This is a genomic window from Dyadobacter sp. SRI_021 (assembly GCF_057586235.1).
Map to the genome: position 1 here is coordinate 278,713 of NZ_JBYCZM010000006.1, position 24,421 is coordinate 303,133.

14 protein-coding genes are annotated in these 24,421 nt (G+C 52.0%); 8 read left to right on the forward strand and 6 right to left on the reverse strand.

The window, feature by feature from the left end; translation table 11 throughout:
* Positions 1-26: 26 nt before the first annotated feature.
* From AC2YIT_RS20125 to AC2YIT_RS20135, 3 genes are all read right to left on the reverse strand, one after another.
* Positions 27-2,855 (reverse strand): T9SS type A sorting domain-containing protein, encoded by a 2,829-nt coding sequence (locus AC2YIT_RS20125; protein WP_487280359.1) that lies wholly within the window; start codon positions 2,853-2,855, stop codon positions 27-29.
* A gap of 549 nt (positions 2,856-3,404) precedes the next feature.
* A complete protein-coding gene (locus tag AC2YIT_RS20130; protein WP_487280360.1) occupies positions 3,405-4,604 on the reverse strand; it encodes a winged helix-turn-helix domain-containing protein in 1,200 nt (399 codons plus the stop codon).
* 65 nt (positions 4,605-4,669) lie between these two features.
* Positions 4,670-5,524 carry a hypothetical protein gene (locus AC2YIT_RS20135; RefSeq protein ID WP_487280361.1) on the reverse strand — a complete coding sequence of 285 codons (855 nt, stop codon included), beginning with the start codon at positions 5,522-5,524 and terminating at the stop codon, positions 4,670-4,672.
* 304 nt (positions 5,525-5,828) lie between these two features.
* Here AC2YIT_RS20135 and AC2YIT_RS20140 point away from each other — a divergent pair, with 304 nt between their 5' ends.
* From AC2YIT_RS20140 to AC2YIT_RS20170, 7 genes are all read left to right on the forward strand, one after another.
* Positions 5,829-8,549: a GH116 family glycosyl-hydrolase gene (locus AC2YIT_RS20140; RefSeq protein ID WP_487280362.1), complete on the forward strand. Its 2,721-nt coding sequence runs from the start codon at positions 5,829-5,831 to the stop codon at positions 8,547-8,549.
* A gap of 212 nt (positions 8,550-8,761) precedes the next feature.
* Positions 8,762-9,400, forward strand: coding sequence for an RNA polymerase sigma factor (locus AC2YIT_RS20145; RefSeq protein WP_487280363.1), 639 nt, complete (start codon positions 8,762-8,764; stop codon positions 9,398-9,400).
* A 77-nt stretch (positions 9,401-9,477) separates the two neighbouring features.
* Positions 9,478-10,563, forward strand: a complete 1,086-nt coding sequence (locus AC2YIT_RS20150; protein WP_487280364.1) for a FecR family protein — start codon at positions 9,478-9,480, stop codon at positions 10,561-10,563.
* 337 nt (positions 10,564-10,900) lie between these two features.
* Positions 10,901-14,458, forward strand: coding sequence for a SusC/RagA family TonB-linked outer membrane protein (locus AC2YIT_RS20155; RefSeq protein WP_487280365.1), 3,558 nt, complete (start codon positions 10,901-10,903; stop codon positions 14,456-14,458).
* A 10-nt stretch (positions 14,459-14,468) separates the two neighbouring features.
* Complete coding sequence (locus tag AC2YIT_RS20160; RefSeq protein WP_430849446.1) at positions 14,469-16,385, forward strand: RagB/SusD family nutrient uptake outer membrane protein; 1,917 nt, start codon at positions 14,469-14,471, stop codon at positions 16,383-16,385.
* Between the two features lie 12 nt (positions 16,386-16,397).
* Positions 16,398-17,588, forward strand: a complete 1,191-nt coding sequence (locus tag AC2YIT_RS20165; protein ID WP_430849444.1) for a DUF5000 domain-containing lipoprotein — start codon at positions 16,398-16,400, stop codon at positions 17,586-17,588.
* Positions 17,589-17,605: 17 nt separating this feature from the next.
* A complete protein-coding gene (locus tag AC2YIT_RS20170; RefSeq protein WP_430849442.1) occupies positions 17,606-18,301 on the forward strand; it encodes a DUF4998 domain-containing protein in 696 nt (231 codons plus the stop codon).
* Between the two features lie 95 nt (positions 18,302-18,396).
* Here AC2YIT_RS20170 and AC2YIT_RS20175 read toward each other — a convergent pair whose 3' ends face one another.
* Both AC2YIT_RS20175 and AC2YIT_RS20180 read right to left on the reverse strand, forming a co-directional pair.
* On the reverse strand, positions 18,397-19,263 hold the full coding sequence (locus AC2YIT_RS20175; protein WP_487280366.1) for an SDR family oxidoreductase: 867 nt from the start codon (positions 19,261-19,263) through the stop codon (positions 18,397-18,399).
* 78 nt (positions 19,264-19,341) lie between these two features.
* A complete protein-coding gene (locus AC2YIT_RS20180; RefSeq protein ID WP_487280367.1) occupies positions 19,342-20,154 on the reverse strand; it encodes an AraC family transcriptional regulator in 813 nt (270 codons plus the stop codon).
* Positions 20,155-20,396: 242 nt separating this feature from the next.
* Here AC2YIT_RS20180 and AC2YIT_RS20185 point away from each other — a divergent pair, with 242 nt between their 5' ends.
* The gene (locus AC2YIT_RS20185; protein ID WP_487280368.1) at positions 20,397-23,552 is read left to right on the forward strand and encodes a GH92 family glycosyl hydrolase; all 3,156 of its coding nucleotides are present in this window, start codon (positions 20,397-20,399) and stop codon (positions 23,550-23,552) included.
* Positions 23,553-23,573: 21 nt separating this feature from the next.
* Here AC2YIT_RS20185 and AC2YIT_RS20190 read toward each other — a convergent pair whose 3' ends face one another.
* Complete coding sequence (locus AC2YIT_RS20190; protein WP_430849434.1) at positions 23,574-24,413, reverse strand: universal stress protein; 840 nt, start codon at positions 24,411-24,413, stop codon at positions 23,574-23,576.
* Positions 24,414-24,421: the final 8 nt, after the last annotated feature.

The window sequence follows — 24,421 nt, forward strand, 5'->3', positions numbered from 1 at the left end:
CGGCGTTACGTAAGATACGGAGCTGATTACTTGCTGACTACGATTTTTCTGGCTGTCTGCAAACCGTCATTTGTGACGATTTTGATGAGATACATCCCGTTGGCAAGCTTGCTAAGGTCGATTCCGGTTTCAGGTACGGAACCATATTGTGCGACTATTCGCCCGCTGGCGTTGGTCAGTGAAATATGGCTGACCGATTTCGGACTTACGCCCTGAATAAGGAGGACGCTGGAAGCCGGATTTGGATACACCCGTACTCCAAGCCCGCTATTCCCCAGGTTCACGCTCGCTGTGCGCGAGTAGGCGAAGCTATTGTCGCGGTCAATCATTTTAAGACGATAGTAACTTATTCCGGCAAGCGGTGCTTCATCGGTCGTTGTGTAACTATTCAACTCACGGCTGTCGCCTGCTGCCTCGGTTTCTGCAATCTTTTGCCAGTTTGTAGCGTCCCGGCTCCGTTCCACGTCGAAGTGGGAGGCATTGGTTTCTTCTGCTGTTTTCCATGACAGGCGAACCCGGTTCTCTTCCGGAACGGCTCCAAAAGCTATAAGTGTTACCGGCAATGCACCTTCCCACGTGAGCGTGTAGGTGGCCGGGCTCGCGTCGGTGAGCCCGTCGGCGTCCACGTATGCATATTCAAATGAGGTTTTGGAATACCCGATACCGGTCATTTTGATGCTGAACAATGCAGGATTAGTAAATACCCTGGTGGTCGTTACCTCGTTTTCGGTTAGCAGGGATCCGTCATAATATAGCTCGCCATTGGTAGGAAGCGACGTAATGATTACCCCGCGCGGGTTGGCAATGGAGCCCGTATTGCCCGAATAAGTACCATCTTCCGGATCGTTGCCAGAAAACAAAGGAGGGTTACCGCCACTGCCATTCAACAGGATTACCTGGTCGACAGCCGGCCTGCTGATAGCTGTGGAATGGTCATCCGAATTCGGCGGCTGGGGGTATATCACGGTAACAGCGGCATCGTCTTTGTTGTTATCCTGATTATCGTCGTTTTCGTTACCCTGTACAATGGCCGTATTCAAATAGGGCCCTGTTGCATTCACTTTGGCAGTAACTGTCATGGTAACAACCTCGTTTTCTGCCAGGTCGCCGATCATCCAAGTATCGCTGCCCGCATTCCAGGAGCCTTTGGAAACGCTCACATTCTCGACTGAATAACCGTCGGGAAGTGCGTCGGTCACGATTACACCCGTTGCAGTAATGGGGTTTCCGGCATTCTCGGGAAGCGGCAAATTGGTCGCCTGAATTGTAAACGTGACGGTTTCTCCCACTTTGGTGGTTTCCGGCGATACTGTTTTGGTTACTGCCAGATCGATATCCGAAGCATAGTTGAAAATTAGTTCACGTACGATTTCGTCGTTGTAGGCGCCGGTCCAGGTATTGATAGTATTGTTTTGGCTGAAACCATTATCCCCGTTAGCCCACCATTTATGATCCGGCCCCAATACGCCGGTCACATTCACCGGTACGCTTCTCGGGCTCATCGTGCTGGTACCCGGGATGTTAGCCCGTGCGATGTCCGAGTCGTCCCAGTAAAGTTTGTCGTTGATCGGCTCGGTGCCCGACCGGAGCGGCCGCACGTGTTTGATAGAGATACCCAGGCTTTGCTCCATATCGTAGATCGGGAAATGCACCGGGTAGAATAGCAGCGAGGATACAAAGTGAATCGCCGTACCGGCTGGTACGTCCGCCCCGGTATTGTCCTTGCCGTTCCAATAGATCTGGTAGGTGCCCGCAGCATGATATTCATTGGAAAGTATCACGTCTTTCCCGTCGTAGTAACCATTGCCGTTGAGGTCGATCAGAATATCCACGATGGAAGGGTTATCGATAACGACCGTGAAGGACGCCTGGCCGGCGGCTGGAATAGAACCCGGCCTTCTGGAAAATACCGCCTGGAAATCCGCTATCGGCAATGGGGGAGAAGGCCACACACTGGCGTCCGGATTACGCAGGAACAGCGGGAAATGCGCGTTCGATGAGGAGCCATTCATCGAACGTCGGTTCTGTTCGAATGTGAGGTTGTTCTTCGGGCCATTGAGGTTTGCAAAAAATATGGCATAACCGGAGCTGCTACCTCCGAAGTTGGCATATTTTACATAAAAATCGTTGGCCGGCGTATAGGTATTATCGATCGGGATGTAGAACCCGAAGTTGGCAGGGGACGAAGTGGAGCTGGACGAGCCGGCCGTGTTCGGCAGGTCGTTCACGATACTCCAGTATTTGCAATAAAGACGGCCGTTTTGCCGGGTGTAATTGCCCGCCGATCCTGAGGCCACAGTAACATCCCAATAGTTGAATTCCAGGTTGCTCGATGTGATTTCGACCCAGAAAGCCCTGTCGGCGCCGGTGGTGTTTTTAAATGAATAAGCCGTGTAGCCGTTTCCGGTAACCTGGGAAGGTCCGGCACTGGCGGCAGCGGCATTGGAGGGCCGGCCTGTGGCACCGCCGGAGCCTTGGCTGATATCCTGGTCCTGCACCTGAACCCGGTTCGGAGCAGCGGTGGCTGTTGGGTAGTAACCTGTTGAAGAAGCGTCGTAATACCAGTTGAAATGGACCGTAGTACTTCCGGAAGAGGTTCTGAAACCGTAAAATACGGTTTCGTTTGCCTTAACCCATACGTACATACGATGTGCCGGATTGTAGGGGGTGCTCGCCGTACCTGTGTTTGAAGCGAGCATCATGAAGCCCCTGGTCACATAGCCGGTATTGCCGCCACCCGAAGAAGATGTGGAAGGGACGAACAGGTTGGCCTGCCGGTTGTCAGTAACGCCCCACGCGCCGGAACCTTCTCCGTAGGCCTGATTCAGGGCGGAGAGCACGGTGACAGCGAGCATTAAAAGGCCTGGCAGCGCTGACCATCGCCTGTAAAATTGTTTTGTGAATTGCCTAAACGTAGATTCTATTCGCATAGCTGTTTATGAGGGTATTTGATTATGGAAATACAAAGCAATGCCAGCCGGGAGCAGGGCTCACGGAGGGACTTTATCTGATCATTTGCCTGGGTGCTTTGGGAGGATCAGGCTGTCGTGTTCGGATACTACTACAAGCCTGTGATCTCTTTCGAATAATTGCGCAGGATCTTCATGAGAGGTGTTTTTTACTTCATAAGTATCCTTCGTTTTACTTCGCAAGTATAGCCGTTTCAGCCCGCCGCATTTTGTGTTTTGGGGTGACACCGCGTATTTCATGGGTGTAATGCCCGCTTCGTGGGGCGAAGATTTCAGGCGATCAAATGGCTTCGGAGCCTCTTGAATTTTTACTACAAAACCTTGTCAGGAACGAGCCAAGGGCCTTTTACAGAATTTACGACCAGCGGTTGCGAGATGGTTCGTTGCGGAGTAGGCGGATTGCCCGGTGGAGCACGAAGTCAGTGAAGTTTCGTGTCAAAATCCACTGGACAAACTTTCGATAATTGTCTCCAGCCACGCCTGGTTATTCGATTTTTTGAAGACAATATCGTTGCATTGATTGAACCTGATAAAAGCTCTAAGGCTTTGCGCGAGCTTTTCAATAGTAGCCTCGTCCAGGTCCACGGGTTCAAAATGCAGGTTATGCACGATCAATACTTTTTGCTTACGGTCAGCTTTGGCATCCATTCTGGCGATGAATGTTTCACCGGCAAGAACAGGCAATGAAAAATAACCGTATTGACGCTTCGGCGCGGGCACAAAGCATTCGATCTGATAGTCGAAATGGAAGAAGTCTTTCAAGCGGTGGCGGAAGACGTTCAGTATGTCAAATGGAGAAAGGATGAAAACCTCGCCGGATATTTCGGGGTGTATTTCCTGGTCGGGAAGCATATAGAGCGGGCCTTTCAGATCTTCCACTACCACCGTCTTTATTTCCCCTGAGCGTGCCATATGCTCCAACTCCTTTTTTACCAGATTGCCTTTCACGCGGCGGGCGCGCCAGGCGATTTCCTTCGCATAGGCGATACCCAATGCGCCCAAGGTGCGCCGGATAACGAAACGGGCGTATTCAACGTCATTGGGCATGGTAAGGTCGGTTTCCGATGGAATGGTATTAACCGGCAGGACATAAACTTTCTGGAAGCCCTTCGTCCGGTTGATCATCAGTTCGCCGTCGAGGTAAAGTCTTTCGAGTGCTACCTTGGCTGGTCGCCAATCCCACCAGCCGGAGCTGGCTTCCACCCGGTCGTTCTCAAAATCACCAACCATGAGCGACTCTTCCCGTTCTGCCCGGTCGAGCACCTGTTTCAATAAATTGTTTTCCGCAGGGGTAAGGGGCGGGCGTTGTGTTTTGAAAGCCCTTTTCACGGGCAATGAAAACCGGAAATCGCGCATGGGAAAATAGCCCGCATCGGAAGCAAAATATTCGAAAATACTACCATCCTCGCAGAGCTGGCCAAGCCATTCCGTCTGATAGTCGGGAATGCGGGCCGCCATGACGTGATGGTGTGCGCGCTCTACAACGTAATTCGTATCCAGCTGCACAAAACCCAGGTGGTCGATCAACCGGTAAACCGCTTCGATCCCCGTCCCGAACTGCGCTCTCCGGGCGAGCCCGGCAGCGTTCAGGATAATTTTTCTGGCTTGCGTTTTGCTGAGTGTAACAGGTTCCATGTTTGCTGCTTTCGGATAGAAATGTCTTCGAAAGTACAAAATAGTGCTGTTCAATAGGGCGTGTTTCAGTATTTGAAGCTGATTTCCGATTCATCGTCTGCCTGTACAAGCCCTGGGTAGTGGACAGTTACTTTCATGCGCTGTATCTTTTTGTCCGCTACCTGGAATTGCTGCGTGGTGATGCGCTGGGCTTTGAATGCGCCGTTCTTATCCGGTATTTCATAGGTAATTTGCAGGGGCAGCCGGCCCTTCATAGCATGCAGTACAGGAAAATTGAAAACGGCGTAATCGGGATTGCTGAAATCCTCGATAAAGAGCCAGGGATCATGGTCGAATTGGGGCGAGAAGCCTTTAATGTGCGTTAGCGTCTGATAGCCATCCGATTGTTCGGAGCGTATGCGCAGCAGTTCACCGGCCTTGTCGTATTCGTAGTGATGGACGACGTCCATCCGAGTACCTGCGGGCGTGATCTGATAGCGTTCCAGTTTCTGTACGACGCCTTGGTCGTCATACACAAATACAATCTTTACAGAATTATCGTACGGGCCGGCATTTTTCTTCATCATCCGCATGGTTTTGAGCCTGCCTTTCCCGTCGTATTCATACAGTTTTTTCGATATGGAGCCGGCCACATTAACTTCCGAAACGTTTTTTTCCTTATATGCAAACGTTTTGAGCTCGGTCTGCCCATGGGAGCCTGTGTAGTTGATATGGTCAATGCTACTGTCGGCATGGTAGCTTACGGCAGCCTTGTATTCGAAAGTTTCCCAATCTATTTCCCGGATCAGCTGACGGATTGGCGGGGCAGTTTCGTCCGGTAACGGTTCAGGGACCGCTACTTTGTCCTTCGAACAAGCGGTGAGGAAAAGCAGTATTGCCCACAAAATGGCGGTGAGCGCGCGTTCATGCACGGTTTTCATGGCTAATAAAGTTGGTCTGGAGTACGAACGGGCGGGGATGCGCGGCAGATGCCCTTGAAAGTACCCGCAAGTTTACCGGTTTGCCTCGGACGTACCAACTTCCGGCGACAGACGGCACGTTTGGACAGACGAACAGTCGGCCAAAGCGCGTGAGTGCTCGTGCACGCGCTTTGGTAAAATAAAAAAATGGAAAAATTTCCGGATTAAGGTGAACTTATATAAGTTCGCCGCCATGTCCTGCCGGAGGCCGGGCAAACGCTGCAAGCCAGGCCGGTTTTTACCCTTTACCGAAATTTTATTGAGAATGGAACCGAGAAACGCATCACGCCGTAACTTCATCAGACAAGGCAGTCTTCTAACGACGATGCTCTTCGCTAAGCCCCTGCTGGGTAAATCGGGTATATTAAAGCCTGCCGGGTACCCGGTACACAATATCCCGGTCAACAAGGCGCTGGATCCGGTCTGGGTTAAATCGTTGTACCTAAGAGGGGAGCCCGCTACCTACCTGAAAACCAGGAACGAATTGGCATTCATCGGGATGCCCGTAGGAGGGTTGCATGCAGGGACGGTCTATATGGGCGGGGACGGCAGGCTTTGGCTTTGGCAGATTTATAACGAGTCGGAGGAAGGCAAGAATGAGGGGATCGATCCTAAGACGGTTTTGTGGGAGGACGGCACGTCCACCAGGAAAATCCGTTCGCGCGATGGCGCAAGCTATGTGGAACCCGCGATCGCTGAAAATAAGCGGCGGCTGGACCAGGGGTTCGCCTTACGCATTACATACTGGGGCCGCACAATCGTGAAAGAGCTTAATGAAAAGGATTGGGATGAGGTGAGTTTTGAAGCAAAGTACCCGGTTGCGACTGTGACGTACACATCACGGTCGCTGCCGGTAGAGGTGACGTTGAGGGGCTATTCCCCTTTCATTCCGCTGGATGCCGAGCGCTCGTCGCTGCCGGCCACGATACTACGGGTGTCTGTTCGAAACAAGTCCGAAGAGCCTATGCAGGTTTCGGTGCTGGGCTGGATGGAAAATGCAGCTGGCAAGGTTTCGGCGAAAGAAGGCAGCGGGACTAAAATCAATGTCGCGCGGCGGCATCAGGACCGGACCGAATTGCATTACGAGCTGTTACCCAAAGACGAATCGTTTAAACAGGCGATTGATTTCGGGACCACCGCGTTGGCGGTCATGAATGCGCGTGCGAGACCATTAGCCGGCTACTCGTCCTGGCCCGTGGATAGCGCCTCGTTTGATCTTCCCGATGTGGAGAATAACCAAACCGACGCATCCGAGAAATCTACCGGCGCCCTGGTCGTTAACGGTACCTTAAAGCCGCGGGCGGTCTTGCAGGAAGATTTTATCATAGCCTGGCACTTCAACAACCCGAACCCGAAACTGCGGGAACTGGTTAAAGATGCTCAAAATGGATATTACTATGGAAAGCGTTTCAAAGATGCCAGTGGAGTGGCGGGCTATGTCGCCGAAAATTTCAAATCCCTGACCAGGGACACAGAGCTGTGGCACCAGACCTGGAATGATACTTCTTTACCCCATTGGTTTATGGAGCGGACATTTGTGAACATCGGCACGCTGGCCACGGCCAATACCTACCGTTTTGCCTCCGGAAGGTTCTGGGGATGGGAGGGTGTGGGCGCATGCGCAGGCACTTGCACGCACGTGTACCAGTACGCGCAGGCGGTCGCGCGGATATTTCCAGAACTTGAACGGCGTTTACGGGCTGAGGTAGATCTGGGCGCAGGGTTTGTGAAAGACACGGGTGCCATCATTTTTCGCGCTGAAAATGAGAGCCGTCCCGCCATCGACGGGCAGGCAGGTACCATACTGCGATTTTACAGGGAGCACCAGATGTCGCCGGATGCCACTTTTCTTTCGCAAAACTGGCCGCGGATCAAAAAGGCAGTGGAGTTTATGCTCGCACAGGACAAAAATGGCGACGGTATGACCGATACGCCCATGGAAAACACGCTGGATGCTGTTTGGGAAGGAGAAATAGCCTGGATCGTCGGACTGTGTATCGCGGCCGCACGGGCGGCCCAGGCAATGGCAGAGGAAGTCGGGGATGGAGAAATGGCAGGGATATGCAGCGAATATGTGTCGAAGGGAAGAGCCAACATGGAGCAACACCTCTATAATGGCGAATACTTCATTCACCGGCCCGACGCCGTTCAGGGCCGGAAGAAGCTCGGCTCCTATAATACTTGCCATATCGACCAGGTGTACGGCCAGAGCTGGGCACATCAGGTGGGTTTGCCGCGTATCCTGGATCAGGGTAAGACTTTGTCGGCACTTAAAGCCTTGTGGAAGTACAATTTTACGCCCGATGTTGGCCCCTACATTAAGACACATCTCGGCGGCCGACCCTACGCGGTGGCTGGTGAAGGAGGTATGGTGATGAACACCAACCCCTTAAATGAGGAAAAGCCGTTCGGCGAAGATGTCACCTGGCAGCTCGGATATTTTCATGAATGCATGAGCGGTTTCGAGCATCAGGTAGCCGCACATATGATGGCCGAAGGAATGGTGGAGGAAGCGCTTGTCCTGACCCGCTTTATCCATGACAGGTATCACGGTGCCCGGCGTAACCCCTACAACGAGATCGAATGCAGCGACCATTATGCCAGGGCAATGGCCAGCTACGGTACTTTCATTACGGCCTGTGGTTTTGAATACCACGGCCCCAAGGGAACCATACAATTCGCTCCCCGGTGGAACAAGGAGAATTTCAGGGCACCATTCACCGTTGCCGAAGGCTGGGGGACTTATTCGCAGAAGGTGACTAGCGACAGGCAGGAGCACAGGCTGGCGTTGAAATATGGTTCATTGCGATTACAGCAATGCCGCTTCGAAATGGCCGGTAAGCGAAGTTCATCTTCCATTTCCGTGATGTTGGGGGAACAAAAGATACCTGCCACATTCGAGCGGCAAAATGGTATGGTCAGCGTCCACTTCCATCGCGAGCTAACCTTTCAAAAAGGCCAGCAGCTGTTGATTGTATTGAGTTAGGATTATTATGTTGCGTATAACTATAATCGTTATCGATAGGTGGTGCGCCTCTTCCTTGGTTCTGCCTATTCGCTGAGGAGCGCACGCTATAAGGTTGACTTGATTTTGTATATTATTTATTTTTTTTGCAACTAAACAAAGATAGTTTTTTAAGAATTTTCTTTTATTTGCCAAAAAACGTCACATCACTTACTCAACGGAAGCCAACCGGGATGTCTATTTTTACCAGAGTTGAATCAGATACGGGCAGCGAGCTGCCTATCTGGCATCGTTTCAAGCAAGGGGATATTCAGGCTTTCCAGGCGCTGTACCAGCGTCATATTAAGAGTCTGACCAGCTATGGGCACCGGCTCACAGCCGACAGGCAGCTTCTGGAAGATGCCATACACGATCTTTTCATTGATCTCTGGAGGCGGAGAGAGTACCTGACCGAAGCGGAGAATGTCAAATTTTACCTGTTCCGGGCATTACGCAACCGGCTTTTGCGCAATGGCAGAAACGACGTTTTCGAGCAGGCCGAGGATATCGACGGCTTTCTGGACTACCTGGTTTCACTTTCCACCGAGCAGCAGCATATCGCTTCCGAGGAGCTTCACGCACGTACCCAACGCGTGCGCAGCGCGGTCGAAAGCTTGTCCGACCGGCAGAAGGAGGTGATTAACCTGCGTTTTTACCACGGAATGAGCCTGGACCAAATTTCCGAACTGATGGGATTGTCCAAGCAGGGCGTGAGCAATCTGCTTTATAAATCCTATGCGGTGCTGCGCACGAAGCTTAGCAAACTGACGATCCTGTCGCTGCTGGTACCGTTCGGCGAGTTCCCCGGATGGCTTCCGTTGAATGAATTTTGAGAAAAATGCCCGGCAATAGGTTAGTTTTCTGCCATTGTTGTACCTGTTAGTTGTGCGCATACCATTTATCCCTGACCATGAATGATGAAAGTTTAAATATTGAGGATCTTTTGGGGAATGACTCCTTCATAAGCTGGGTCCTGCAAAATAAGGACGCATTGTGGTGGGAGGAATTTATCCGGTCGAATCCGGACAAGCGGGAGGTAGTGGAAAAAGCCTCGAAAATAGTGCTGGAACTGCACCAGGCAGAACAGGAGGTGATTCCCGTCGTTGACGAGCAGAAACTCTGGCAAAGGATCGAGTCATCGGCTGAGAACCGGGAGGAACCGGTTAGCCCCAGGCCGGTCCGGAAACGGTTTATCACGTTTCTAGCCGCGGCTTGCGTGGCGGTGGTGGCCGCATTTGCTATTTTTCAGGCTATGCATGCCGATCAAAAGCGGGTTACATATAAAGAATTGCTCACCCACGCGAAGGTTGAGAACCAACTGTTTGAAAAGGAGAATCGCGGCGCAGCGCCGATGGAAGTCCGGTTGGAAGACGGAACGGTCATTACCCTCGGTAAAAACAGCAGGCTGAGCTATCCGACCCGTTTTCAAAAACATAAGCGTGAGGTATTCCTGAGCGGGGAGGCCTTTTTTGATGTAACCAAAGACCCCGCCCGGCCATTCCTGGTATATGCCAATGAGACGGTGACAAAGGTACTGGGTACCAGTTTCGAGATCAGGGCGTTTGAAAACAGCCAGGCTGTGACCGTGCATGTCAGGACGGGGCGGGTGTCGGTGTACAAGCAAAGCCGGATCCAGATGGATGACCCGGAAACTACCGGATTGCTATTGCTGCCCAATCAGAAAGGGACATTCAACCGCGACAGCGAGACGCTCGTGAAAAATCTGGTGCAGGAGCCGCTGCCCATCGCTCCCATCACGGACGCGAAAAAGTTTCGGTTCGACGAGGTACCCGTTACCGAGGTATTTGCTGAAATTGAAAAGATATACGGTGTTCAGATCCTCTGTGATCATGAATTGCTGGCTCAATGCATCATCTCTACCACGGTCCGTAATGAATCGTTGTACGACAACCTGGACGTGATTTGCCGAACAATAGGCGGCACTTACAAGGAAATCGACGCGCAGATCGTGATTGATTCCAAAGGATGCTTTTGATTAAATATTGAATGCTGATGCCTGAGGAGAGCGTGTTGGGGAATTATTAATAAAAAATCGAAAAATAATTTAATAAGGGAGGTTAGTTTTTGCCGAGTCCTGTACCTGTATAAATAGAGCGGCCGGATGTTTCCCGGCCAGGCCATTTTTGCAAACCATGTTTCATTGCCAATGCCGACGACCCGGCACGGGATATCTATGTCTTTTTTGCAATGGCCTCATTATGATCACCACCTAACCTAATTCACTTATGGAAAACAAACATGCTACCTGAGGAACGAATGCGCGACCGGCAGCGGACCGGATGCCCCGGAAGATCCGGATGTTTATTCAACAAATGAAAATCAAAACAGGTATGGGCATTTTTACGATTAAAAAAGAGGTTTTTCAGCTCCTGTGTATGACAGCGAAACAACTTTTAATGGCCATGTTGGCAACCGGGCTGAGTTACGCCTCCCCGACATATTCGCAGGAGCTGCTTAAACAGCGTATATCTATAAGCGTTAAGAATGCATCACTTAAGACGCTTCTGAAAAATATCGAAGAGCAGGGGGATCTTTCCTTCTCGTACCAGAAGCAGGTGATAGCTTCCGACGAGAAGATCAGCCTCGAAGCCAGGAACGAACTGCTCGAAGACCTTTTGAAACGTGTGCTTTCGCCCAGGAACATCAGCTACCAGGTGGTGAAAAGCAATCAGATTATCCTTTCAAAAACACCCGACGAGGGAAAGGGGCCAGCCGGCGCATTGCCTGGAACTGCGATTGAACCGTTAATGGAAAAGCAGATTGCCGGAAAAATCACGGACGAAAAAGGGGAAGGCCTGCCGGGGGTGAGCGTCGTGTTGAAAGGAACTCAAAAAGGGACCACCTCTGAAGCGGATGGTACCTACCGGCTTGCCATACCGGATAACGACGCGGTTCTGATCTTTTCCTTCGTCGGCTATGTGTCGGAGGAGCGGCAGGTAGGTGCGCTGTCGATTATGAATGTGGTGCTGAAAGTCGATAATAAAGCGCTGGATGAGGTGGTTGTGACCGCTTATGGGCAGAAACAGCGCAAGGAAGCGGTGGTAGGGGCTGTAACGACGATCCGCCCGGGTGAACTGAAAATCCCTGCCAGCAACCTCACGACAGCCATTGCGGGGCGCCTTTCGGGCGTGATCGGATACCAGCGCAGCGGTGAACCAGGGGTGGATAATGCCACATTTTTTATCCGTGGGATCACGACCTTCGGGTACAATAACTCGCCGCTGATATTGGTCGACAACGTAGAGCTCACAGTTACCGACCTGGCGAGGCTGCAACCCGACGACATCGAGAGCTTCTCGATCCTGAAAGACGCAAGTGCTACCGCATTATACGGCGCGCGCGGTGCGAACGGAGTGGTATATGTGACCACCAAGCAAGGGCGGGCGGGCAAAGCGAAGATCAACTTCCGGATGGAGAACTCCGTTTCGATGCCGACCCAGAACGTGGAACTGGCCGACCCGATCACATACATGAAACTGTATAACGAGGCGCAGTTGACGCGAGACCCGCTCGCGGCCATCAAATACCCGCAAAATCAGATCGAAAACACAGGCAAGGGCAATAATCCCTATATCTATCCATCGACCGATTGGCGTGATGTGCTTTTTAAAAAATATACGCAAAACCGCCGTGCGAACCTGAGCGTATCAGGTGGGGGCGAAGTGGCGCAATACTATGTAGCCACGTCGTTCAGCAACGATAATGGGATGCTGAAAGTGGATAAGATGAACAACTTCAACAACAACGTCAAGCTGAACAGCTACTCGGTCCGGTCGAATGTCAACATCAATCTCAGCCCGCAAACGCAGCTGATCGTGCGGTTGTACGGGAATTTTGATGACTATAACGGCCCGATCGACGGCGGTTCCGGCATTTACCAGAAAGCGCTGAAAACCAGTCCGACATCGTACCCGGCCTATTACGCACCCGACAAAGCCAATGAGGCCACAGACCATATCCTTTTCGGAAATTTTGACCAGGGACAATACCTCAATCCCTACGCCGACATGGTGAAAGGATACAAGCAGTATTCAAGATCCAAAATGCTCACGCAGCTGGAACTGGCCCAGAAACTCGACTTCGTCACCAAAGGGCTAAGCGTGCGGGGCCTGGCGAATATCAACCGGTCGTCGTATTTCGACGTTACCAGGGCCTATAACCCCTATTTTTACCACGCCGGGTCGTACGACAAGCAGACCAACACTTACACGCTCAACTGGCTGAACCAGCAAGCAAGCAATGAGTTTTTCAGCGAGCCCGCCACCGAGTATCTCAATTACAACCCCGGAGCTAAAAATCTGGAAAGCTTCCTCTATTTACAGGGGACACTGGACTACTCACGTGTTTTTAGGGAAGTACATTCATTGAACGCTACGGTGGTGACCACCTTGCAGCAGATCCTGAAAGACAATTCGAGCGCGGGGCAGGTCCAATCGTTACAGCAGTCGCTTCCAAGCAGGAATACCGGGGTTTCGGGGCGGTTGTCCTACTCGTTCGATAACCGGTATTTTGCGGAATTCAACTTTGGTTATAATGGGTCAGAGCGGTTTCATAAGAGCAAGCAATTCGGTTTTTTTCCGACCATCGGCGGGGCATGGGTGATATCGAACGAAGATTTCTGGAAACCCATGGAGCGCATTGTGAACAAGTTGAAAGTACGCAGCTCGTATGGCCTGGTGGGTAACGACGCCATCGGAAGGCCCGACCAGCGCTTCTTCTTTCTCTCCGAAGTTAACCTGAATAACTCATCAAGAGGAGCTTCTTTTGGTTTCAACTCCAATTATACCCGGAATGGCGTGTCCATCAGCCGGTATGAGAACAAGGACATTACCTGGGAAACGTCCTATCAGACAAACCTCGGGCTGGAATTTTCAATCCTGCAAAAACTGAATGTGATCGCGGAAATCTACAAGCAGCGGCGTTCCAACATCCTGATGGAGCGGGCTTCGATCCCGAGCACAATGGGGCTGGCGGTCACGCCGTCGGCCAACGTGGGGGAAGCCAAATCGAAGGGCTTTGATTTGGCAGTTGATTTCAACCAGAACTTCAAAAACGGCGCCTGGCTGGTAGCAAGAGGTAACCTCACGATGGCCCGTTCGGTCTATTCCATCTTTGAAGAGCCTGATTATAAAGACCGTTATTTGTCCAGGGTAGGACAGTCGATCAGCCAACCCCGCGGCCTGATCGCCGAGCGACTTTTTATCGATGAAAATGATGTGAAGAATTCGCCCCGCCAGAACTTCGGCGTATACGGTGCCGGGGATATTAAGTACCGGGATATTAACCGGGACGGACAGATTACCAATGCGGATTTTGTGGCGATCGGCCATCCCGAAACGCCCGAGATTACCTACGGGTTTGGCTTGTCGGCCGGAAGCGGGCAGTTCGATCTCTCGGTATTTTTCCAGGGCCTGGGACGCGAATCGTTTTTTATCAATCCCGTCGCTTCTGCCCCTTTTATCGACTATAATAAAGATAATAATGGAGGTAACGATCTTTTTCCGGCCAACCTGATCGGCGAGAATGCATTGCTGAAAGCATTTGCGGACAGCCACTGGTCGGAAGAGAACCGGAATATCTACGCCGTCTGGCCAAGAATGTCGACGGTCGAAAACCAGAATAACTCCCAGCGAAGCACCTGGTTTATGCGCGACGGCTCATTTATCCGACTGAAAACCCTCGAAGCAGGGTATACCGTAAAGGGCCGTGTGCTGGAAAATCTCAAAGTGACCAATTTCAGGGTCTATTTCAATGGGACGAATTTGCTGACATTCAGCAAGTTCAAGCTGTGGGATCCTGAAATGGGAGGGAACGGCCTGGGTTATCCGGTCCAGAAAGTCTTCAACATCGGTTTGAATATGAATTTCTAAGCATCATACTATGAAATTACTGTACACCAGTTTTTGCCTCACCGCCTTGCTCGTACTGACTACCGCGGGTTGCCGGAAGTACCTCGATATTGTGCCGGATAACGTGGCGACCATCGACAATGCATTCAAAATGCGTGCAGATGCGGAAAAGTACCTTTTTACCTGCTATAATAATCTTCCGCAGTTCGGCAACGAGGGCGCGGATCCCGCCTTTCTCACCGGCGATGAGTTTGCGACGGTGTATCCCGTGCTCGGAAATATCAACGGGACCTTGTACCGGATCGCCAGAGGGGAGCAGAACATCGTTTCGCCCATCGCCAACTACTGGGACGGCAAGTATTTCCAGGCACTCCGCGAATGCAATATCTTTTTGGAAAACATCGACAAGGTCCGCGACCTCACCGATTTTGAGAAGAAAAGATGGGTGGCGGAAGTGAAGTTCCTGAAAGCCTATTACCATTACACCCTCGTCAGGATGTATGGCCCGGTCCCGATCATCAAAAACAACCTGCCGATTTCGGCCTCGGCGGAACAGGTGAAGGTTAAAAGGCAGCATGTAGATTCGGTTTTCAACTACACCGTAAGCCTGATTGACGAAGCGGCTGCGGACCTTCCGGTGATTCTACCCAATGAATTTTCCGAGCTGGGAAGGATTACGAAGCCTATCGCGCTGGCGATCAAAGCGGAGATCCTCACCACCGCGGCCAGCCCGCTTTATAACGGGAACCAGAATTACGCCAATTTCAGAAATAAGGACAACGAGCCCCTGTTCAGCAGCACGGCGAGCCCTGAGAAATGGGAGCGGGCGGCCCAGGCTTGCCGGGAGGCGATTACGGCCTGCGAGGCCAACGGGCACCGGCTTTACGAATTCGTGCCCCGCTCGGTAACCACCAAGGTTTCGGATTCGACGCAGCGCCTGATGTCCATCCGCGCCGCGGTAACCGATAAATGGAATGTGGAGCTCATCTGGGGGGCTTCCAATTCGACGGGCGGCGGCAGCCGGGGGTTTCAGTCGCTGTCACAGGCACGGTTAAGCCCATTTACCGGCACGATACCCAACGAAAGCATTGGTTCGATGCTGGCTCCGCCATTGCACATCGCCGAGATGTTTTACAGCCACAATGGCGTGCCGATCGAAGAGGATAAAACCTACCCATATGGTACCCGCTTCACCGCGCTGCGGAAAGCATTGAAAAGTGAACGCTATTACATTAAGGAAGGCTATACGACCGTCCAGCTCAACTTCGACCGCGAGCCGCGTTTTTATGCAGACCTCGGTTTCGACGGCGGAATATGGTTCGGCCAGGGAAAAAACGACGACGACAATACCTGGGTACTGGAAGGAAAGCTGGGGCAGACCGGCGGCAGGCAGGGCGCTTCCCTGTATTCCGTGACCGGCTATTGGCCCAAAAAACTGGCTAATTACAACAATACCATCAACGACCCGGCGCAGCAATACAATGTGGAAGGCTACCCGTTCCCGATCATGCGCCTCGCAGACCTGTACCTGTTATATGCGGAGGCGTTGAACGAATCGAAGGGGCCATCCGCGGAAGTGTATGGCTGGATCGATAAGGTACGGGCCCGGGCCGGTCTGAAAGGGGTGGTGGAATCGTGGACCAAACATTCCAATAAACCTTCCAAATTCAGCAGCAAGGAAGGACTGCGTGAAATCATCCAGCGGGAGCGGCTCATCGAGCTGGTTTTTGAAGGGAAAAGGTTTTGGGACCTCCGCAGATGGCGGGTAGCCGAAAACTACCTCCAAAGGTCGGTGAATGGATGGGATATTGCCCAACGCGAAGCTGTCAACTATTACCGGGTGAAGCCGATTTATACGAGTAGTTTCAGTCTGAAAGATTATTTCTGGCCGATTTCCGAAAACTCCCTGATTGTTAACCCGAACCTTGTCCAAAACCCAGGCTGGTAAATGCTGTTATCTATGAAAAAGATCAAGATATTATTCTCTCTGGTATGGGTGTCGGCCTGGCTTTGCTCCTGCGCCGACACGGACGAGATCCGCAAACCCCTGGGCGCGGATGCGACGAAGCCCGGCGTGGTGACCAATACTTCGGTAGTCAATTTTGCGGGGGGCGCTACGATCTCTTACTCGCTCCCGGCCGATGAAGACCTGCAATATGTCATGGCGGAATACGTCATTAACAATACAACCAAACAGGTGAGCGAGGCAAAGGCATCGCATTATACTAACAAGCTGACCGTGGAGGGATTCTCTGCCGCCGGCGACTACGAAGTAAAGTTATATTCCGTAGACAAAAGCGATAACAAATCGGAACCGGTGGTTGTGAAGATCGCACCACAGGCCCCGCCTGTTCAGACCGTTTTCAATTCGCTCCAACTGGGCGTCGATTTCGGAGGGCTGAACGTCGCATTCAATAATCCTTCGGAAGCCAAGCTGGCCATCGTGGTCATTACCACCGACAATAATGGCGATTTCATTCCTACCGAAACGTTGTACACGCAAATGAAAGGCGGCTCATTTGCCGCCAGGGGTTTCGATACGCTCAGCAGGAAATTCGGCGTATACGTGCGCGACCGCTGGAACAATTATTCCGACACCGTTTTTAAGGAAGTAAAACCGTTTTTTGAAAAGAAACTGGATAAAACCAAGTTCCGGGAATACGTATTGCCGACCGACGAGGAGAGCGGCTATGGCTGGCGCATACCCTTCATTTGGGATGATCTGCCGAACGAGCCCGGCTTCCATACCATCCCGCTTTCCGACCGCGACATGCCGATCCACTTCACGTTCGACCTCGGGACCGTGGCCAAGCTAAGCCGTTTCAGACTCTGGCAGCGGCAGGGCGACTGGTTTTACAAACATGGTAATCCGCGTAAATGGACCATGTGGGGCAGCGAAAAGGCGCCCAACCCGGATGGTAGCTTCAATGGCTGGACCAAGCTGATGGATTGTGAGTCGATCAAACCGTCGGGGAGCCCTTATGGCGTGAACACCGGCGAGGATATTGCCTATATGTCGGCCGGGGAGGAGTTCGTATTCCCGCTTTCGGCCCCGAAAGTGCGATACATCCGGATGCAGATCCATCAGAACTGGTCCGATACCAAGTTCGTCCATTTTACTGAGATCACTTTCTGGGGTGATACCAAATAATTCTAAACTGACATTTTATGGTTATCAAATATAAAATCACTGGGCTGCTGCTGATTGTTTGCGCGCTGGCGTCGTGTACCGATTGGGACGATTTCAAAAAATACCAGGCAGGCGGGGAAATCGTATACCCGGGACGCGGCGATACGATGCTGATAGCTTCGGGAAGAAACCGGACTCAGCTGCTCTGGGTCCTGAGCGCGGATCCTCGCGTTACGGCCTACAAATTGTATTGGAACAACAAGGCCGATTCCATGGAAGCCGCCGTCCCTTCCGACCTGATCGGCGACACAGTGAAAATCTTGATTGATCCGCTGCCGGAGGGAGCCTACAATTTTGAAATGTACTCACTGGATGCAAAAGGTAACCGCTCGGTGCCGCTGCGTTTCAACGGGAGAACATTTGGAGCAAATTATGAGAATGGCTTGTTGAACCGTACCATCAGCGAGGCCTCTTACGATTCGACGCTCAAAATGTTGAAGATAAGCTGGAATGCCCCCGACACGGTGAACATTAACACAGAACTTAAATACACATCAACCGACTCAAAAACCAAATCGTTGCTGGTAGGCCCGGACGTTGAGGAAAGTAAAATTCCCGACTGGAAACCCGGAACGTTGCTGAGCTACCGCTCTTCATTTAAGCCGGACAGAAAAGCCATCGACATTTTTACCGTTACCCGGTACGATACGATGTCAGTGAAGAAGCCGGAATGAGCGGTCGTTCGCGACGGGCAGGCTTGGCGGGGCTGCAAATTTTCCGCATTAAAAAGTGGGGCGCCGGTTGACGGTCGCCCCACTTTTCTTTTAGGTCACAGCAGGAAGCGATGGTCCTGCACAAACTGCGTAAAGTTAATGGGATTCTTACGCGTAACGCGGGTGATCGCATCGGAGACGGCTGATGCCTCCTCGCGCGCATAATGCGCGTAGTCTTCGATCAGGCCGCCGATCTGCCATTCCGGAAATCCGGCGCCGCCTAGGGCCTTTTCCATCTGCTCGGGGGAAACGTCGATAAAATTCACCGGTTTGCCCAGCACATTCGAGAGGATTTCGGCCAGGTGATAATGGCTGAGCGCGTCGGGGCCGGTGATGTCGTAAGTTTTGTTTTCATGCCCGGCTTCGGTCAGGGCCGCGGCGGCAATGGCTGCAATATCCCGCACGTCCACCAGGCTCACCCGGGCCTTCCCGATGGCAGCGAAAAACTGGCCGTGGTGTTTAATCTGGTCTTTGAACGCCAGCAGTCCCTGCATGTATAAATTGGGGCGAAGGAATGTGTACCGAAAGCCCAGCTCCTTAATCCGGTTTTCGACCCTGGCATGGTAGCGCAGGAAACGTACCGGGGAGGATTCGCTCGCCGCAAATTGGGAGAGTTTGACAATATGCGGCACCCCGGCCCTGTGTGCGGCTTCCGCGAAACCCATCTGTAATGATTCCGCCTGTTCCGACGAGTTGGTTAACAGAAAGGCCTTTTCAACGCCGTGCAGGGCATATTCAAAAGTAGCCGGGTCCGCCAGGTCGCCCACGATGGCTTCAACATCAGGTAGCCTGGCAAATTGTTCGGCTTGTGTGGGAGTGCGCACAAGCGCTTTGAAACCGATATTCAGTGATGTGAGCTGTTGAACGAGTTGTGATCCTACGGCGCCTGTTGCGCCTGTCAGAAAAATGCTGGTCTGTTTCATGCTGTTTGTTTTTTGTACAGCACAAAATTCATACATCCCGCATCGCTAAAATTGTAAGAAAACGAAATCGCGCCGCGGTCAGCCGCCGGCTTTGCAAATGTTTTCCTGGAATTGGATATACCGGCGGGGGCTCAGATTGAGGTAATGATTGAAGTCGCGAATGAGCTGGCTTTGATCGTAGTAGCCGCAGGTTTCCGCGATTTGAAGCCAATCCACTTTGCCGGAAGAGGCTTGTAACAGCTGGATGGCTTTGGAGAATTTTTCATAACGGCCTTTTTCTTTGGCCGTAAATCCGAGGTATTTCTTATGGTTGAGCTGGACGATGCGTTCGCTTTGCCCCGTCTTCTGAGCAACGGTCTTAATGGGGTTGATTACCGCATAGTCGGCGTTTTCTCCGGCAATGCTGGTCGCCGACAAATGCCTTGGCCGGAGATAAGGCCTGCAAAAGTCGAGGATCAGCTTTATACGATCCATTGCGGCTTCATTTTTCAACCGGAGCCAGAGTGCCGAAAAACAATGCTCGTCGAGCAGCTCATCGGGATGCGTTGCGATCTGGTCGGAAAGGACTGCGAGCCCGAAAAACCGGTAAAAAGCATCGTCTTTGAAATTGGCTACCAGCAAATCGGCACCCGAGGGCAAAGTGTATTCAACAGGCTGTTTAATAGGACCCAGCACCACGCATTCATGGACTTCAAGGCTGTTTCCCCCGGATTTGAACTTCACCGCAGGACCGAACCCAAATACCATTATCGTTTGAAAACTGGGTATCAGCGTCTTGGTAACGTCCAGCCCGGTATCGTTTTGGGCAATGTAAAAATGTGTGAAGACGTCCGTGAATTCGGTTGGAACGGCTACCCGCTGTTCGGTATAAATGTTGTTTTCCTGGTTCATTCCGAAAGGCCCTGTCGCCTGAAAGATCCGATAATATAGTCAGCGTGGGCCGTTTTCAAGCAAAATATCGGAGAATACTTACGTCACTTTGTATATACAAACTATAACTGCTATACTTGTGCTGCGATTTTAGAAATACATATTTTAGCTAAAAATATTGATTTTGAGTTGTATTGCGATCATTGCTGGTTAATAGTTTGTATAAACATATATCTGTTAAAAACCTGACTCATTCCTGACCCATGAAAAACCGCCTTTTCGCAAGAGCGATTGCCGTTCTGCTATTGTCCGTATTCGTAATCGCATCGGGTTTTGCGCAGCAAAAGACGATCTGGAAGATCGGCGAGGCTGATAATTCGCCGTCCGGGATGGCGCTTGCGCCCGACGGGTACAAACGGTTTCTGGAAAAGGACTTTGGTTACGAGGATAATTTTTTCCTCATCGGCCGTTCAGAAGCGCAGAAGGACTGGCCATACGTGCTGCCCGGGCCGGTGAACGGCTGGGGTGGCACGGGCGGAACCTCGGGGATCAGGTCGCATTTCCTTACGGTTATATTTGATATAAAAAGCAAACCGTCTTCGGGCAAATGGCGGCTTGTGGTGGATGTGCTCGAAACCGATTCCCTGCACGCACCGCTCTTGAAGGTGCTTGTGAATGGTAAATCGTGGAAATTCAAACTGAGAAAGGGGTCGGGTTTCAAAGACCCGGACCGGCTTATAGTGAGTCCCAAAGAGCAGCTTGTGGTGATCGATATTCCTGCAATGTTGGTGAAACAGGGCGTGAATGAGGTGGTGATGACCACTTTGCAGGGCGGCTGGCTGATGTTCGACCAGGTGAAGCTGGAAGGTCCGGCGCAGACAACGCTCGCCACGCCGGGCAAAGCACTGCTCCGGAATGTAGAAGCAGCGGACTACGAGCTCAATATGGACGGCAAATCCATCCAGCCGTTGCTGATCGATATTACCCAGCTTCGGGGAGAGCCTTTGATCGACGTGAAGCTCGATGGAAAGACGATTTTGTCCCAAAAAATAGAGCGGGAACGCTACCTGCTGGAAGCGCCGATGCCCGCCGTTGACCAACCGGGCTCGGGGGCATTTCAAGTTTTTGTGGACAAGCAACTGGTGAAATCCGGGAAAGTGAAACGCGATAAGCAAAAGCTCAAAACGCCGGCCGGATACGTGAATACGATGCTGGGGGCAGGGCATTCCCGGTGGATGATTGCGCCCGGGCCGTGGATGCCGTTCAGCATGGTGAAGCTGAGCCCGGATAACCAGAATAGCGGCTGGCAGGCGGGTTACGACCCTACGTTTGAGTCGATCGGTACATTCAGCCACATTCACGAATGGACGATGACCGGCCTGGGAATTTTCCCTACTGCCGGGCCATTGCAAACCAGGATCGGGGATCAGGCTGATCCGGATAGCGGCTACCGTTCCCGGTTCGATAAAAGTACCGAACAGGCGCCTTTGGGCTACTACAAAGTAAATCTCACTGACAATAACATCACAGCCGAACTGACCGCGACTACCCGTGCGTCATTTCAGAAGTATACCTGGCAGAAAAGCGAAAAGGGCCGCGTGATGGTCGACCTGCAAATTCCGACCGAATACGGCTATAAGATCCGGAAAGTAAAGATCGATAAGGTTAGTGACCGGCGGATCGAGGGGTATAGCGAGCAACTTTCGCGCGATGTATGGTCCGGCGGGATTGACCAGCAGTACACGGTACATTTTGTGATCGAAATGGACCAGCCCATCGTGAATTACGGCACGTGGCTGAACGACGAAGTACATCTGAAAACGAACCTCGCAGCGGACAGCGCACGGAATGCAGGGCTGTTCCTGGAATTTGACACTAAAACGAACAAGGTCGTGCAGGTGCGCTCGGGGATTTCTTATGTGAGCGTGGAGAATGCATCACTGAATCTGAAAACCGAGATCTCCGACCCGTTTGGCTGGGATTTTGAAAAAGTGAGAAACAACCAGGAAAACGTATGGAACGGCCTGCTGGGTCGTGTGGTGATTTTCAGCAATGACAAACGCGAAAAAGAACGCTTTTATACCAATATGTACCGGTCGTTGAGCCGGAATGCATTCAGCGACGTGGATGGCAGCTGGCGGGATGCGGATGAGAACGTCAATAAGTTTCAGAATAAGGATGACATTGCCCTGGGCTGTGATGCTTTCTGGAACACATTCTGGAACCTCAATCAGTTTTGGAACCTGGTTACCCCCGAGTGGTCGAACCGGTGGGTGAAATCCCAGCTTGCGATGTACGACCGCGGCGGCTGGCTGGCGAAAGGGCCTGCCGGGATGGAGTACATTCCGGTGATGGTGGCCGAGCATGAGGTGCCGCTCATCGTGGGCGCATATCAGATGGGCATCCGCGGCTTCGATGTCGACAAGGCCTACGAGGCCGTGCGGAAAATGCAGACCGTTCCCGCCGCGCCCGTGGGCGGCGGCCGGGCCGGCAACGAGGATTTACTCACTTACCTGAAACACCATTACGTGCCGTATGATCAGGGGCGGTTTTCCAATACCCTGGAATACAGCTTTGATGATTATTCGGTATCCCAGTTTGCGAAAGCGCTTCACAAAAAAGCCGATTACCAGGCATTTGCAGAGCGGGGAAACTGGTGGAAAAATGTCATTGACCCGGCTACCGGCTTTGCGCGGATGAAAGACTCTACGGGACGTTGGCTGGCCGATTTCGATCCTTTCAAATCCGGCGCCAACCATCATTACGTAGAAGGAAATGCCTGGCAGCTCACTTTTTTTGTGCCGCAGGACGTTCCCGGACTCGCGAAGACGATCGGAGAGAATGAGTTTGTGAAAAGGCTCGACTGGGGTTTTAACGAGAGCGTCAAATGGCGCTACAACGGCCCGAACGATCAGTACTGGGATTATCCCGTGGTACAGGGTAACCAGCAATCCATGCATTTTGCCTTCTTGTTCAATTGGGTCAAAAAGCCGTGGCTGACCCAGAAGTGGAGCCGGTCGGTGGTGGACAGGTACTATGGGCATGAGGTATCCAACGCCTATCTGGGCGACGAGGACCAGGGACAAATGAGCGCCTGGTTTGTAATGTCGGCGCTGGGCCTTTTCCAAACCGACGGAGGAACGCGCGTCGATCCGATCTACGAGATTGGCAGCCCCCTGTTTGAAAAAGCGATCATTGACCTTGGAGCGCAATTCGGAAGAGGCAAAATGTTTACGATTGAGGCTAAAAACACGTCTCGAAAGAACATATACGTCCAGCGTGCAACGCTGAACGGCCAGCCGTTGAACAGTTTCTGGTTCAGGGCATCAGAGCTGCTGAAAGGCGGATCGCTCGTACTCGAAATGGGGCCGGAGCCTAATGTGAACTGGGGTATCGAAGGGCTTCCTTCCAACGAGTAACGAGCGGAAAGCGGCGGCGCATTACCGGTGCGCGATAAAAATGGGCAGATTCAGGTTGCGGATCAGCGGATCGGCGGTACTGGGTGTCAGCATATTCGAAAATGTACTGCGCCCGTAAGAACCCATAACGACCAGCGTCTTTTTCTTGTTCATTAAAAAGGCAAACAGCTCCGAATTAGGACGACCGTAAAGCTTCTTGAAATGTGCATTGGAGTAGTGGGAGCTCACCAGGCGGGCCAGTTTTCCGTCGTTAGCGTCCTCGTGCCCGCCTTCGTTAAGTACCTGAACAATCGTCAGTCGTGTATCTCCCAATTCCGGAAGAAGGTAGGAAAACTGCTTGATTGCGTGCGCGGCCGCGGCATTTCCGTCATGGGCAAATACGATTTCTTCTACTCCTTCGAAATGGTCGGGCGCGATCATCACAGGGCATTCGATATTGCATAGCACCTCTTTCAAAAAGGAACTGGGTTTCTTCTCATCCCAAGGCTCGAATGCCAGATCGCTGCCTATAATCATCAGGTCAGCATAGCGGCTTTCTGCCAGAATTTCTTCAAGCGGCTCGTGCGGGTTGGTATGCACGCTCACATGTACGCCCTGGCGCTCGCACATCGCGCGGAAGGTACTTTCGCTTTCCTGAAGCGACTCCTGCATTTTCCGGAAATCGGGGAGCTCATGCAAGGCAAGCGTTTCTTCAAAGGGCGTGCCGGGTGCTATTTTCAATTCGGAAAATGCTTCGGATGGAGCATTTTGCATGAAAATGCCGGTCAGCCGGGATTGGGTCAGGGATGCCACGTAGCAAGCGAACTGCACATGATGGGTGTTGAAATGATCGGCGTCGATCACAAGGCGAATGTTTTTCATAGTAATCT